Annotated in this window: 12 protein-coding genes and 1 pseudogene; all 13 read left to right on the top strand. The window is 36.5% G+C overall.

Annotated features, from left to right (window positions below):
* Window positions 1–172: 172 nt before the first annotated feature.
* Window positions 173–2,137, top strand: a pseudogene (locus RCP16_RS22535) (beta-ketoacyl synthase N-terminal-like domain-containing protein); the annotation flags it as partial.
* 111 nt (window positions 2,138–2,248) lie between these two features.
* Window positions 2,249–3,535: a thioesterase domain-containing protein gene (locus RCP16_RS22530; protein WP_442789690.1), complete on the top strand. Its 1,287-nt coding sequence runs from the start codon at window positions 2,249–2,251 to the stop codon at window positions 3,533–3,535.
* A gap of 140 nt (window positions 3,536–3,675) precedes the next feature.
* Window positions 3,676–4,191 carry an isoprenylcysteine carboxylmethyltransferase family protein gene (locus RCP16_RS07950; RefSeq protein WP_175425167.1) on the top strand — a complete coding sequence of 172 codons (516 nt, stop codon included), beginning with the start codon at window positions 3,676–3,678 and terminating at the stop codon, window positions 4,189–4,191.
* 124 nt (window positions 4,192–4,315) lie between these two features.
* Window positions 4,316–5,521: a cytochrome P450 gene (locus RCP16_RS07945; RefSeq protein ID WP_308642100.1), complete on the top strand. Its 1,206-nt coding sequence runs from the start codon at window positions 4,316–4,318 to the stop codon at window positions 5,519–5,521.
* 134 nt (window positions 5,522–5,655) lie between these two features.
* Window positions 5,656–6,183 (top strand): antiterminator LoaP, encoded by a 528-nt coding sequence (gene loaP, locus RCP16_RS07940; protein ID WP_308642099.1) that lies wholly within the window; start codon window positions 5,656–5,658, stop codon window positions 6,181–6,183.
* A gap of 174 nt (window positions 6,184–6,357) precedes the next feature.
* Complete coding sequence (lipP1, locus tag RCP16_RS07935) at window positions 6,358–7,296, top strand: LipP1 family hormone-sensitive lipase (RefSeq protein ID WP_308642098.1); 939 nt, start codon at window positions 6,358–6,360, stop codon at window positions 7,294–7,296.
* A gap of 790 nt (window positions 7,297–8,086) precedes the next feature.
* A complete protein-coding gene (locus RCP16_RS07930) occupies window positions 8,087–8,554 on the top strand; it encodes a DinB family protein (protein WP_308642097.1) in 468 nt (155 codons plus the stop codon).
* Between the two features lie 182 nt (window positions 8,555–8,736).
* Window positions 8,737–9,318 carry a beta-sandwich domain-containing protein gene (locus RCP16_RS07925; RefSeq protein WP_308642096.1) on the top strand — a complete coding sequence of 194 codons (582 nt, stop codon included), beginning with the start codon at window positions 8,737–8,739 and terminating at the stop codon, window positions 9,316–9,318.
* Window positions 9,296–10,348, top strand: coding sequence for a BtrH N-terminal domain-containing protein (locus tag RCP16_RS07920; protein ID WP_308642095.1), 1,053 nt, complete (start codon window positions 9,296–9,298; stop codon window positions 10,346–10,348). Before RCP16_RS07925 ends, RCP16_RS07920 begins: the two co-directional genes overlap by 23 nt.
* The gene (locus tag RCP16_RS07915; protein ID WP_069327591.1) at window positions 10,349–11,092 is read left to right on the top strand and encodes a LytR/AlgR family response regulator transcription factor; all 744 of its coding nucleotides are present in this window, start codon (window positions 10,349–10,351) and stop codon (window positions 11,090–11,092) included.
* A 3-nt stretch (window positions 11,093–11,095) separates the two neighbouring features.
* Entirely contained in the window at window positions 11,096–12,382 is a 1,287-nt protein-coding gene (locus RCP16_RS07910; RefSeq protein WP_069327590.1) for an ATP-binding protein, read from the top strand.
* A 144-nt stretch (window positions 12,383–12,526) separates the two neighbouring features.
* Complete coding sequence (locus RCP16_RS07905; RefSeq protein ID WP_308642094.1) at window positions 12,527–14,587, top strand: serine hydrolase domain-containing protein; 2,061 nt, start codon at window positions 12,527–12,529, stop codon at window positions 14,585–14,587.
* A gap of 148 nt (window positions 14,588–14,735) precedes the next feature.
* A complete protein-coding gene (locus RCP16_RS07900) occupies window positions 14,736–15,683 on the top strand; it encodes an AraC family transcriptional regulator (protein ID WP_308642093.1) in 948 nt (315 codons plus the stop codon).
* Window positions 15,684–15,877 lie beyond the last annotated feature (194 nt).

The following is a 15,877-nucleotide window of genomic DNA, read 5'->3' as shown; positions in this document are numbered from 1 at the left end:
AACAAATCGCTATTGGGTTCCAGACATTGATTCTGCTAGCTTATCGAACGAACAACAAATATCTAATGAACCACAGGTATCGTTAGAAGAAGTAAAATCAGAAGAAGTAGCTGTATCTTCTTTACATGAAGAGTCTATTGAAGAACACGTTTCAATAGAGTCTCTATCTATCATCGAAGAACAAGTGACGACATGGATCAAGACGACTGCTGCTAAAATACTCAAAGTACAAATGATAGATATAGAGAACGATGTGGAACTAAGTGAATATGGATTTGATTCGATTTTATTTACACAATTAGCCGATCAATTCAATCATCAGTTACAAACGGATCTAACACCTGCTCATTTTTTTGAACAAACAACGATCCAACAAATTACAGTATTTTTGATAGATCAATATAGTACAGAAATAAAGCAATTTTTTAGTGATGCTATTCAACAGCGTCCTGAGCCCATGAAGCGAAATAACACTAATTTATCGACATCATCAAAATCAAAAGAGAGTTCACTACCAAAATCAGGCGTTCCTGTTTCATCTTCTTTACCGGTAGATCATCAAGAACCTATTGCTATTATCGGAATGAGTGCTAAATTTCCGCAAGCAGAAGATATCGATCAATTCTGGGACAATCTTGTGTCCGGGAAAGATTGTATTGGTGAGATTCCTTCTAATCGTTGGGATTGGAAAAAACATTTTGGTGATCCTAATCAAAATAATTATAAAACCAATATTAAATGGGGAGGGTTTATCGAAGGGATTGATGAATTTGATCCTTTATTTTTTGGTATTGCTCCTCGTGAAGCCGTGCATATGGACCCCCAACAACGTCTATTAATGATGTATGTATGGAAAGCGATTGAAGATGCTGGATATGCGGCTTCGAGTCTGGCAGGTTCACAGTTAGGTATATTTGTTGGAACAGGTAGCAGTGGTTACAATGTCATGATGGCACAAGCCAATGAACAGGTGGAAGCTTACTCCATTACAGCGAATGTACCTTCAGTAGGACCTAATCGAATGAGTCATTTTTTAAATGTACATGGCCCAAGCCAACCGATTGAGACTGCCTGTTCAAGCTCATTAGTCGCTATTCACCGAGCAGTAAATGCTATCCGTAGTGGCGATTGTGATACGGCTGTAACAGGCGGTGTGAACACGATTTTATCATTGGATGCACATATCAGTCTGAATAAAGCTGGAATGCTTAGTCCAGATGGACGTTGTAAAACATTTTCTGCCCAAGCCGATGGTTATGCACGTGGAGAAGGTGTAGGCATGATCTTTTTGAAAAAGTTAACAGCTGCCCAAGCAGATGGAGATCATATTTATGGTGTTATTCGAGGTAGTTATGAGAATCATGGAGGCAAAGCAGGTTCTCTGACTGCTCCTAATCCTAAAGCACAGACGGCTTTGCTAAAAACAGCATTTTTGAGATCAGGTATTTCACCAGACACGATTAGTTTTATTGAAACTCATGGTACAGGAACACCTCTGGGCGATCCGATAGAAATCAATACTTTAAAATCAGCTTTTCAAGCTTCACCTGAGGAATCAACAGTATCTAATCATGCTGTCGGTTATTGTGGTATCGGTTCTGTAAAAAGCAATATTGGTCATTTGGAAATGGCCGCAGGTATCGCTGGAGTGATCAAAGTGTTATTGCAGATGAAGCATCAGAAGCTGGTCAAAAGTCTACATGCCGAAATCGTGAACCCCTATATTCATTTAGAAAATAGTCCTTTTTATATTGTTAACGAAACGCAAGACTGGCAAAGACTAAGAAATGAGAATGGACAAGAAATACCTCGGCGAGCAGGAGTAAGCTCTTTTGGTTTTGGTGGTTCCAATGCTCATGTCGTACTTGAAGAATATATTCCGGAAACATCTCAACATCATAACCAGACTGAATCTCCACATCAGCCTGTCCTTTTTGTATTATCTGCTGTTACCAAAGAACGGTTAGACGAACAGATTCAGCAGTGGATACAAGTACTTCAACAAAATCATTATACAGACGCTCAACTATCTGATATGGCGTATACACTTCAAGTCGGAAGAGACGCATTTGATATACGATTCGGATGTATAGTGAGTTCGATTGATGAATTAAAAGAAAAGCTTCAAACTTATGTGATATCTGAAAAGCCTATAGAAAAGGTGTATACGGGTGACGCCTCAGCGCACAAATCATTTATTGCTTTGTTCAAAGCAGATGAGGAATTATCTGAAGCTGTGCATCAATGGATGAAACGATCTAAATATCATAAGTTACTTGAAGTATGGGTAAAAGGGATTGATGTGAATTGGAGCGCATGGTATAAAGACTCTCAAATGCAACGAATAAGCTTACCTACGTATCCCTTTTCCAAAGAAAAATATTGGGTAAATGTATCATCGCTTAGTGAGAAAAGAGTGGAATTACAAGAGAATCATATAAGCAAATCCCAAGATCAAGAAAACCAAGAAGGGCATACAAGCATAAAGTCAATATCGCCAAAAGTTGAAGTTGATGCTGTAGTCTCTATCCAAAAGCAAATCACCACCATTTTAGCTGACTTGTTAGGAGTAGCGGATACTTCTATACAAGCTGATGTTCCGTTAGATCGATATGGTATGAACTCTATTCTTATTTTACAAATGTTACAAAAGTTCCAGAGTCATATAGATCCATCCATTCAGCTAGAAGATATTGTAGAGTGTAATACGATTGAAGAGTTAGTCGCTGCTTTGCCTGTTGATTCTATTGATATTCATTCAGATTCGGAATCTATCGCCTATTCTGAATTGATTCATTTGAATGCAGTGACAACAGGACAGCCTATTTTTTGGATTCATGGCGGAACAGGTGGTGTTGAATCTTATCTACAGTTAGCTACTCAACTGAATCGACCTTTTTACGGTATTCAGGCTAAAGGTTATTTAAATGATGAACCCCCTTTGCAAAGTATTTATGCTATGGCTGCTTATTACACACGTATTATTCGTGATATTCAACCTGAAGGTCCATACGATGTAGGCGGATATTCATTAGGCGGCATACTAGCATATGAGATTATCCGTATATTGCAGACTATGGAGCAAGAAGTATCTTCAATAGTTATGATTGATTCCTTTTATCCTGGTGATTCCAATCTTCAATGGAATACAGAGCATCCGTATCTATGGCAAATGCTCTATCCAAATGGTTCGACGGCTTCAAAAGAAAAATTTATAGATACTTGTTATCGTTTAGAACAAGCGTATGAATTAGATCAATATCAGCCGGTTCCTTTACTGGATTCACAATCGATTCGTAGTTACTATTTCCGTAATCAGAATGGTATTTTTGTAGACGAGAATAGCACAAATCCTACAGATTACTGGCAGAAATGGAGAACGATCTTACCACATCTTCATATAGTGGATATTGATACTTCTAATCATTTTGTGATGTTATCTGAACAGAAATCGCTCCAACAGATTATGACATCTATTCAATCGATTTATACGCCATCTGATATCTCTCATACAGTATCTTCTATAACTTTATAAAGGATTAAATAACCTACGGTACCCTGTAAAGGAGGTGATGCAGAGAACCGGGGTATTTGTTGATTTTATTTTTAAATGTCATAGCTGTATTTGTTCTACGTGAAGTAATACCTATACGAAAATAAGAGGAGATGTTTGTAATGATGATCGGTATTATCTTAATTCTACTATGTATGATTCGTGTTCCGTCTGCCATGATATCTGCACGTAATGAGAAACAAATCAAAGCTAATGGTGGAGTCGAGTATGGTATGAATAACAGCAAACTACTTATTGCTGTACAAGGGTTAATCTATTTAGGATGTATCATTTATGCTTTTGTATATGATGTTCAGTTTAGCTGGCTAACGATTGTCGGATTACTAGTATATCTATTCTCTTTGGTTACACTAATGTATGTTATTCGCACACTTAGTCCTTTTTGGACATTCAAATTGTATATCGCTAAAGATCACAAACTGGTTGAAAGTCCATTGTTCAAGCATGTACGCCATCCTAATTATTACATGAATATTATTCCAGAGTTGATCGGTTTTGCACTGATTTCTCAAGCATGGATAGTCTTTATTCCTTTATTTATTTTGCATTTGATTACATTAATTAATCGAATTTCATTAGAAGAGAAAGTAATGAAGCAGACGTTCCAACAATATTAAAACACGGATGTAAGATATTTTGCTTTTCAAAAATCATTTTCGGATTGGACTAGAATAGATCGCGCTTATACTGCCAAGCACTGGTTGCTATTTATAAAATAACAGACCATTAGGAGGAATTAGAATGGAGAACAAAACAAGAGAGTATTTTCCTGACTTGACGCAAGTGAGCGGTTTTACAACCAATGAAGAGAAGTATGAACCTTTTGCATGGTATCAACAAATGCGGCAAAATGACCCTGTATATTATGACGAAGGGCAAGATGTATGGAATGTATTTAAGTACGATGATGTGAAAAGAGTAGCTGAAGATAAAGATTATTTTTCGAATGCTGTGTTACTTCCTGATATTATTAAAGATTCGTTAATGGGTTTAGATCAGCCCAAGCACACACTTAATCGAGCATTGATCAATCGAGCATTTACACCCAAAGCGGTAATGTCTTGGATTCCAAAAATTGATCACATCATAGCTGAACTAATGGATGCCATAGATGGTAAACAGCAGATCGATATTGTGCAAGATTTTGCTTTTCCACTTCCAATGATTATCATTTCAGAATTGCTTGGGATTCCTACGGAAGATCTTGAAAAGTTTAGAGCATGGGTGAGTACACTTACTGTAGCACCGCAAGATAATACTATTGAAGAATATATGCGTATTGCTCAAATTCAAGCAGAAGCAAGTCAACAATTAATCGTTTATTTCCAACATATTATAGAGATCAAGCGTGCTCAACCAGAGCAAGATATCATTTCCGATCTTATTCAAGCAGAGGAAAATGGATACAGATTATCCCCTGAAGAATTGATGGGTAGTTGTGTCTTTTTGCTTATAGCAGGGAATGAAACGACAACAAGTCTAATCACGAATTCTATTTACTGTCTCAATCAAAATAATTTGTTTGAGACATTGCATACACAGCCACAACTTATTCCCACTACTATTGAAGAAGTATTGCGATACCGTGCTCCTGTTCAACGTACTATTCGTAAAGTATCACAAAACACAGAGATTGGTGGAAAATCATTAAAAGCTGGAGATTATATCGCGAATTGGATAGGATCAGCGAACCGAGATGAAGATCATTTCGAACAAGCAGAATTGTTTCTTCCTAGTCGCCGTAATAATAAGCATCTTTCATTCGGTAAAGGTATCCATGTTTGTTTGGGATCTCAATTGGCTCGAATTGAAGTGAAAGCAGCTTTAACAGCTCTTATGCAAAAGTATCCAAACATGAGAGTGAGCTCTAATTATCAGATTGATATTGCGTATAGCAACATTTATAGCCTGAAAAGCTTACCTGTGGAACTTGGCAAAAGTACATAGGTCTTTTTATTAAAAAATAAAGATAACAAATCGGAATAAAATACTTTCATATTTTAATTTACTTTCGTATAATAAAAATGGTTTAAAATGTAATTAATAGTTTTAATTTAAATTATTTTTGTTGAGGAGGCATTATGAGTTGGTATACATTTTTCGTCCAAACCGGTAAAGAAGAAAACATTAAACAGCATATGGACCGACATTATGACGACGAGCAACTCAAATGCATGATACCCAAAAGAATAATACCTGAAAAACATAAGGGTATTGTCAAAGATGAAGTGAAAGTATTATTTCCAGGTTATATTTTTGTGAAAACAAATATGATTCAAGATGTATACCATTCGATCAAAACAACGCCTCATGTTTATTATTTAGTAGGTAGTTCTTCTTGTACGACAAGTAACACCAAAGAATATTTTACTAAAATTCCTGAAAATCAAATGGATTGGTTACTTCAACTTTTTGGACAAAATCATATTATTGGTTATTCTGATATTATGGTCTTGGATAAAAATGTTCATGTTATTTCAGGTCCGCTTATGGGAAAAGAAGCTATTATACGTAAAATTGATAAACGTAAAGGCAGAGCCAAAATTGAAATACATTTACTCAATGATATTCGACTTATTGACGTCGGAATTGAAATATTATCTCCATGATCATAAGGTATAGAAGACTCGTTTAAGATTTAAGTCGGATCGCTTAACAAGGCGATCTGACTTTTTTTACATATGATTAGATCGAAGATCAAGGTTTCATTATAGCTAGAGTTGGGGAATCAATCCTTGAGTATAGGTATACTATAATAAGTTAAAGAAAGGATGTACTCACTTATGCCCGTCGATCCTCAAGTTCAACAATTGCTTAATATGATCAATCAATTTCCTATGCCTCCATTTAATACGATCTCTCCATCAGACTATCGCGATATGGAGAAGATGATGACATTACCTTTTATGGCAAATAAAACAGAATTACATGAAGTGAAAGATCAAGTGATTCCTTTGAAAGATCGTGACCTTGCTATTCGTATCTACAGACCAATCGCAGTAGAAGGACCACGTCCAGCACTTGTTTTTTATCATGGTGGTGGATGGGTAGTAGGAAGTCTAGATTCTCATGATGAAATGTGTCGTAGGCTTGCACATGAGTCTAGTTGTACTGTGATTGCTGTCGATTACCGTTTAGCACCAGAATATAAATTTCCCACAGCGGTATGGGATGCGTATGATGCATTAGTGTATTTGACAGAACATGCAGAAGAGTTCCAGATCGATCCGATGCGAATCGCAGTAAGTGGAGATAGTGCAGGTGGCAATCTAGCTACGGTAGCTTGTATTATTGCGAAGCAACGGGGCGGAGTACCTGCTATTCAATATCAATTGCTATATTATCCGTCTGTAGGCAATGAGAAAGATACAGATTCTTATCGTGACAATCAAAAAGGGTATTTGCTTACAGCAGATATGATGGATTGGTTCCGTACACATTACTTCAATACAGAAGAGGAAAGTCAGCATGTGTATGCAGCCCCATTATTATATGAAGACTTGAGTGGATTGCCTCCGGCGATGATTATTACAGCTGAATATGATCCATTGCGAGATGGTGGAGCAGCTTATGCCAAAAAGCTACAAGAACAAGGTGTTGCTGTAGAATATATGTGTTACGAAGGAATGATTCATGGTTTTATGAGTATGCCACAGATCGATAAAGCAACAGCAGGTGTGCTACAAGGTGCAGAAGCGTTAAAACGTATTTTTAATCTATAAAACACATAAAACCCCGCATCCTTGAATATCAAGAGTGTGGGGTTTTACGTGTTATTTTGAATATACAATTAAATTTTTCCTCCTGAAACAATCCTCCTGCGTGACATGGCACATACTTTCATATTTTCCATGTTGCCGATCATTAGGTCTTCACCATTTCAATAATCGTTGTACTGATTGTTATACTTATTTGATAAAAAAGCATTTCTTTGTTCGCCTTACCTCCAAACTCTACGTAAAGGAGATAGCGATATCCGTTCCTCCAATCTTCAAGTTTTGGAGAACTTCATCAAGCATATCCGGCTTCCATCCAAATCATGTCGCTTATGATTTCCCGTATACCCACGATCTCACGAAAAACGTTTTCACTGACGCTTTTCTTGCGTGTTATCGATTCTAGTATACTTCGCTAACATTTTCCAACGGAATCCTGCTCCCTTCCTGTATATCTTAACTACTAATACGGAAATGAGACTATCACCTGATTGGTGCTTGTGTGTTGCTTATGTGATGCAGCACCTCTTGGTGATGTCTTTATAATAAACCTATCTTTTCAAAAGTTAAAGGGGAGTAAAGTTTGTTTTGGGACTGTAAAATCTCATTTAGCTTACTCAGATCACGTATACTTGATTTCGCTTACATTTACTGATTATTTTTAGCTTTTTTAATGTTTTATTTAGTAGCAAAGTTGAATTTAAAATGGATTAAAGTTAGACTTTAAAAGGTTGCTTTTATTTTTTTCTATAAAAGCATGGAGATTAGATTATATTTTTATATTAGGAGGATCATCATGTCAGACTTATTTATATTTGGATTATTTGAAAGAACACGTAAAAGTATTCTTGGTTATACGGCAGAGTTGACTCCAGAACAACGTTCGATTGTTCCTACAGGGTTCAACAATAATATTCACTGGCAATTGGGTCATATTATGGTGGTTACGGATATGCTTCTATTTGGTTTTTCAGGCAAAAGTGGCGAGGTTCCTGCTGAGTACAAAACATTCTTCGGACCAGGTACCAAACCAGCCGATTGGACTACAGAAGCACCAGCATGGGAAGAATTGCTTGATCTATTTGCTAAGCAAACTCATCTGGTACGCGAAACATTTGCAGGACAGATCAATGAACCTGTAGTGAACAAAGAGAACTTTGCCAAAGCAGATACGATCGGCGATCTGTTAGAGTTGAACACGATGCACGAAAGTTCACATTCAGGTATGGTCAATGCGATGTCTAAATTGGTCAAACAAGCTTAATATCTAATAGATATAGCCATAGATAAAAGGACTATAGCATATACAGCTGTAGTCCTTTTTTGGTTATATTAGTGTAAATAAAGTAAGCGTTAACATTAAGATTGACTATCATTATAAAATAACGTAACATTCGAATTAATTGGAATATTATTACATAATAAACTATCTTCGAGGTGAGCCTGATGGAACAATATTATCCTTTACCTTTAGACGATTATTACAATAACAACGGGTTTAGTTATGATCTAGAACAACGAATAGGTAATTTCACTACATTTGGCTCCTCTTATCCTGGAGATGAGATCCCAAATCAGAAAGATCTCATTATTGAAGATATTCCGTTTTTATTTCCAGAGGCTAAGTCTACTTTTAATAATATAGAATTAGAAAATCAGCGTTTATCTGTTCCTGAACATCACTATACCGCAATGTCTATTTTGGGTGCGGCAGATAATGGCTCTTATGATGAAAATGTTGAGTATCATTTGAACGATACATTAGTACATCAGATGCCGTTAGCTTTGACCAATTGGACCGATCAGATGCCTAAATACAATGAAAAAGTAGTCTATCGTTGTAGTGGTATATATACACAGAAAGGATCTTTGTTAACAAGTAAACAAACTACCATTTGGCTACAAACGATTCAGTTTGAGCATCCTATTCATATCAATGCTATCGTATTACCGGATAATCCTTGTATGCACCTATTCGCCATAACCTTAAAAAAGGAGAATACGAATGAACATGCAACCACGATCTGAACCCAAAGAAGGTGAAGACTGCTTTACATTATGTGTTAGCAGTATTTTGGCATACCACAAAGTTCCTGACTTTTGTAGTGTATGGAAACAATGCGGATTGGTGTATACAGAACAAGGAACAGAGGACACAGCTCGAATCTCTCCAATCTATAGGGCTACTGAAAAGGATTTGCAACATATTCACCATATCTATCTACAGATTTATCGGACAGATGATCAGAGTAGTGTGGTATCCCATATCAAACAATTGCTTCTTCAAGGGGAACCTGTGATTGTCTGGTTGGATGTTTTTGATATGAAATATAACTCCTTATATCAACTGCGTCATTTTGCACATTGTTTGTTACTTGTAGGTTATGCAGACGGACAATTTGAATTTATAGACGAATTTTATCATCTTAAAGATACGATCGATGAACAGACCTTGATTAATGCACTCGATCTGACACAGACCGAAATGATTGAAGAAGGCACGCAATATGTCTATAATGTGGTGGATAGTACTCAAGCGGTTATGGATGTGCAAGAACAGGATATCTATGATGTGATCCAAATGAATCTAGAGGTGATAGAGAGTCAGCATTCCAATGTGCTCACAACCGATCATGGACAACCTGTAGTGAATGCGTATACAGGCTTAGAAGCATTAGATCGATATATAGATCATATTCGTCACTGTACAGCAGATGTTACATTATTAAAGGATAATTATGTTGAACAAATGTATCAAGATTTATCCAGAATAAGTAACAATCGCTATTTGTTTACCTACTTTTTGCAACAAGGTATATCCTACCATCCATCCATCGAAAAATTGATTTACAAGTATCAGTATGTGGCTCAGCGTTGGAAGCTAGTCTCTAACATGGCACTCAAAAGCCAATATGTCGAAGGGGAAAAACGTCAACATATGCTTATTCGCATTTTGCACAAATTAGAAGATGTTCGTCCGTTAGAAAGTGAACTGATCGAAATCAGCCACATGATACTAGCAAAAAATGATCAAGAGATAGAAATGGAGTATTTATAAATGACCTATAGAGTGGCTATCTGTGATGATGAGCAGCAGCAACGAGAACTTGTCCAACATATGCTGATGACATTATCTATGAAAACCAGCATTGATTTTGAAATTGAATATTTTGAAGCAGGCGAATCATTGGTATCTCATTACCAGAATGGTCAAGAACCTTTCCATATCTTAATTTTGGATATCGAAATGAATGGGATTAATGGAATTCAGACCGCTCAACGTATTAGAGATCTCAAGCATCTGGATGAACAGATTGTATTTTTGACCAGTTATCCTGACTATATGATAGAAAGCTTTGATGTAGTGACTTTTCAGTACTTGCTTAAGCCTATCGCAGTTGATGTTTTTGAAGAAAAGATGCTTAAGCTGTGTCAGTATTTTCAAGCGCTAGATAAAAGAATATTGATTATCAAATCAGACTATGAAGAAGTTGTACTTAAACACGATGATATTATTTCGATTGAAGTGGTCAAAAGCTTAACGATCAAAAACAAATTGCATGTAGTGACTTCTGAGCAAACGCATACGACCAAAGGCATTATTTCGAACTATGCTACAGCGCTGAAGTCGTATCACTTTTTACAAATTCATCGTTCGATTATCATCAATTTACTCCATGTCAAAAAATTCGCAGGAGGCATGGTATTGATGTCCAATGGAGAAGAACTACCGATCGGGCGTTCTAAAGTGAAAGAAGTCAAAGATGCCTATACTAAATTTATGATTACAGGTATGAATTAACGTATGGAAAATCAATTATTGTTACTGAATGCGTGTATTGTGTTAGTGATGGGTTATCAAATTAATTTTTATTTTAATGCTGTTTTTGGCAAAGCTCAGCAGGGATCGAATCGGTGGATCTATTTTATTGTTTTTGGTGTACTTGATTTCGTTTACTTAAATTCGTATACATCGTCTGTATTATCTTCGGTATTAGCATTAATAGTTATTTTTAGCTTGTCGATTTCTTATCACATTGAACTCAAAATGAAAATCGTTTTTTCGATTCTATATGCTGTATTGTTAACGTTGGTTAATTTTATATCCCTGTATATTTTGTATCCATTCAATGCTGCAAATCTAGGTGTTTCCAATCCTGTGAATATTGCAGAGTATGTTATTTTATCCAAAAGTGTATTGCTCAGTTGCCTGATTATGTTTGTGATTATTCTTATTATTCGGTTTGTGGTGAAGCGTAGAAGCTTTCCTTTGCATTACAGATACTATCTACTATTTCTTACCATACCGGCGATCAGTATTTATCAAGTCAATGTATTGTCGATGTATAGTGAGAAGAATATGTATTACTTTATCTCGATTTTTAGCTTTCTTTTTTTGAATGTTTTTATTATGTACATTTTAGATAATATGATTGAAAAATTTCAATTAATGCATGAAAATATGCAGTTGCAAGATCAAATGGATTATCAAGATGCTAATTATGAGAAAACTGTGCATAGTTTTAAACAGATTAAGCGCATAATTCATGATACGCATCAGCAATTTCTTTATATCGAGCAATGTATCGAAAAAAATGAATTAGCAGAAGCCAAGCAACATATCCAAACCACCCTTAATAAGGTCGAGGATGCGTATCAGCGTGTTAATACAGGCAATCTAGTCGTTGATGCGTTAGTGACCAATGCGCTCAATATCGGGCAAGCCAATGGCATTCAGATCGATACTCAGTTACAACTATATTCTCAGCATATACAGATCGAACGCTATGATCTGTGCGTGGTACTGGGCAATATGTTAGACAATGCAATCGAAGCTTCTAAAAAAATTAAAATAGCAGAAGACCGTTATATATTGATCAAAATCCAGTCCAGTTCGTCTCACTTATCGATTCATATCTTGAATCATATGGAACAAGGAGCAGGGCAATTGCAAAGTCAGAAGCTTAACCCTGATTATCATGGGATAGGGCTCACCAATATTGATCGTATCTGTAATAAATACGGTGGAAATATGACAATCGAAAGCAAACATCAAGTATTTAATAATATGGTGGTTATTCCTTTTCAATAAATGATTTCTATCCAAACAATCTCTTATCGATGTCGTTGAGGGATTGTTTTTTTCGTTTCAGCCCCTTTTGGCTATAATTCTGATTTTTATAGGTAAGATACAGTTATTGATTACATCTGAATATATTACAGGAGGCTATACCGAATGAAAAAGATAGGAAGTTTACTATTAGCGGCTGTATTAACCGTGGTACCGATGAGTCAGACGTTTGCGCAGGGAAGTACAGCTAGTCTATCTAGCGAAGAAAAAGCTAAACAATTAGCCACGACAGTGGTAAAAGATTATGGAGCAAGTGGTGTTCAGTATGCAATTGTCGATCATGGTAAAGTAATTTTATCCGGTCATGCAGGCATCAAAAACCAAGCGGCGAAAGAACAGATTACGCCGGACACGATGTTTGGAATTGGGTCTGTTAGTAAAATGTATGTCACTTCAGCAGTGATGATGTTAGTGGATGCAGGTAAAATTGATATTGATCAACCTCTAACGACATATATTCCTGATTTTAAAATGGCAGATGAGCGTTACAAAAAAATCACTCCTCGCCTATTAATGAATCATTCTTCAGGGTTATACGGGTCACATTACCATAATAGTATTCTATTTGATGATAATGATACTCAGAACTACGATAACTTATTAAAAGAGCTACAAACAGAACGTCTCAAAGCAGATCCGGGAGCATTTTCAGTCTATAGTAACGATAGTTTTCAATTACTTGAAGTGCTAGTCGAACGAGTAAGTGGAATGAGTTATTCTGAATTTGTCAAAACTCATATTAGTGAGCCAATGAATTTCAAATCTACACATACGCCATTAGATACGTTTGATCGCAATCAACTATCCAAAACATATTTCCCGGGCATCGCGAGTGCATTACCTGTAGAAAACGCGAATATATTAGGGACAGGCGGTATTTACTCTACAGCGGAAGAATTAGCTACATTTGGTGACGTGTTGATGGGAAATAAGACCGACCTTTTATCAGAAAAATCTGCTCAAGCTATGCAAAAAAATGAGTATCGGAATGGAATTTGGGTTCCAGAAGAACGAAATACAACTAATTATGGATTGGGTTGGGATGCTGTTAATTTAGCTCCTTTTAGCGATTATGGGATCAAAGCGTTATCCAAAGGTGGAGATACGATTATGTATCATGCGGATCTGATCTCTTTGCCAGAATATGATATGTCTGCTGCCGTCGTTTCTGCGGGAGGATCTTCTATATACAATACACAATTAGCAACTCAATTGTTGTTACAAGAATTGAAAGATCAAGGTAAAATCAAAAAGATATTACCCGATCAAACCTTCAAACCTGCTGTTCAAGTCAAAATGCCTGCTGAACTCAAGCAATATAGTGGATTATACGGCACATTAGATAACACATTAACATTGGATATTAGCAAAGGGAAAATAGCACTACCTGATATATTAGGTGGAATTATCCCTGCTCAGACGTATGTGTACACAGGCAAGAAACAATTCACCAGTAAAGATGGAAGTGCGATAGTAAGCTTTGATAAACAAAAGAATGGAAAAACCTATATCAAAGTGAACGCAAATGTAAGTCTTCCGGGGTTAGGACAAACCGTCATGGTATTTTATGAATATCAAAAATTAAGTAAAAATAAAGTTTCGACTGCTGTACAAAAAGCATGGAAAGCACGTGATGGTAAAAAATATTATGCTGTAGACGAAAAGATTAATTCTGCTTTTTATATAGCACCGTCTATTTTGACTAAAACATTGAAGGTCGATGCTACAAATGGTTATGTCAATGGAGATCGAATCATCGATCAGAACAAAGCTGTCAATGTAGCACAGATTCCTGTTATGACCGGCAGAGATACTTTCGATCTAGAATTTGTCAAACAAAATAATGTGGAATATCTAAAAGCAGTCAAACAACTATATATTCCAGAAGATGCGATTCAACCTTTATCTAAACAAAATGCTTCTAAAGTCACGATCGCTTCCAATGGACATGTAAAGTGGTTCAAAATAGATAAAACGACAGCTGGTAAATCAATCACCGTCGATTATGCCAACAATGCAGGCTTTGTTGTATACGATGATAAAGGAATGGTTGTCCAATCTTCTATTATTAATCACAAAAAATCAGTGGTTCTTCCTCAAAACGGTTTGATTGTTTTTGGTGGTGAAGCAGGCGATGTGTTGAAAGTAACATGGGGTAAAAAGTAAAACAATACTAGTTAAATAAAATAATCTAAATAAAGAATAGAATAAACAAGAAGTACGTACAAACAGAAAGAATGTTTATGCGTACTTCTTTTTTTGTATTATAATCTTCTAGTAAATATATAAGTACCTGAGAGAGGCATTGGAGACGATGAATAAATTAGAGATTCATTCTACAGAACAGAGTCAAAAAGTATTGGAAGCTGAAACGGCTCGATTAGCAGATTTGATCTCGATCAATGCGACTAAAGATGGAAGTTACGGTGCTGAGCAGATTTCAGGATTATACTTTAATCGTTTCTCTCAAATGGAAAAAGCAGATTATACGCATACCATGTACTGGCCTACAGTAGGTATAGCGGCTCAAGGCAAAAAAGTAATTCAGGTCGGGGATGAGCATTTCGAATATGGTGGTTCGACGATCTTTGTCGCTCCGGTCGCTTTACCTGTCATGATGAAAACGATCGTAGCCAGTCCCACTGAGCCTTTTCTCGGGGTAGGGATATATCTTGATCCACAACGAATTGCTGAATTAGTACCCAAAGTATACCCTCAAGGATTGCCCAAAGTGACAGAGCGCAGTGCTGGATATATGATACCGGGGGATCTAGCCTTTGTACATGCGGTTGCCCGTTTGGTCGAGTGTCTTGCTCATCCTAACGATAGTGAATTACTTGCTCCACTTATTGTGGATGAAATTTTTATACGGCTTCTGCGTAGTCCGATCGGTGTATTTGTGGCTGAGACTGTTTTTGTAGAATCTAATGTACAACGAGTCGCCAAAGCGATTCGCTGGCTTCAAGAACATTTTGCACAGCCTTTAAAAATTCCCGAGTTAGCTGATATGGTTCATTTAAGTCAATCTTCTTTCCGTGAGCATTTCAAAGCAATTACTTCGATGAGTCCGTTACAATACCAAAAAGCATTACGTCTACAAGAAGCAAGAAGACTCATGTTGTCCGGTCGTATGGATGCTATTACGGCTTGTCGGATGGTTGGATATATTAGCGATTCGCAGTTTAGTCGAGACTATAGCCGTTTTTTTGGAAGTCCTCCTAGTAGGGATATGAATAGATGGCGTCAACAGATGAACAGTTAAGCGATAAGAATATCATTTAAATACACCTATGCAATAGAACCTGCGGCTACTGGCTTTGCAGGTTTTTTTGGTATATATAGACTTTCTAGCAAAATAGGCAAGAATTCACGCAGAATAGGCAAAGTTCACCCGACAATCTATCCTATACTACAAAAGACTTAAAAATAGATCCCATATATAGCTATAGCAAACAA

The sequence above is a fragment of the Paenibacillus nuruki genome, from assembly GCF_963311185.1.
GTDB classification, from domain to species: Bacteria; Bacillota; Bacilli; order Paenibacillales; family Paenibacillaceae; genus Saccharibacillus; species Saccharibacillus nuruki.
The sequence above is the reverse complement of the archived record's forward strand: the minus strand, read 5'-3'. Positions and strand labels throughout refer to the sequence as shown.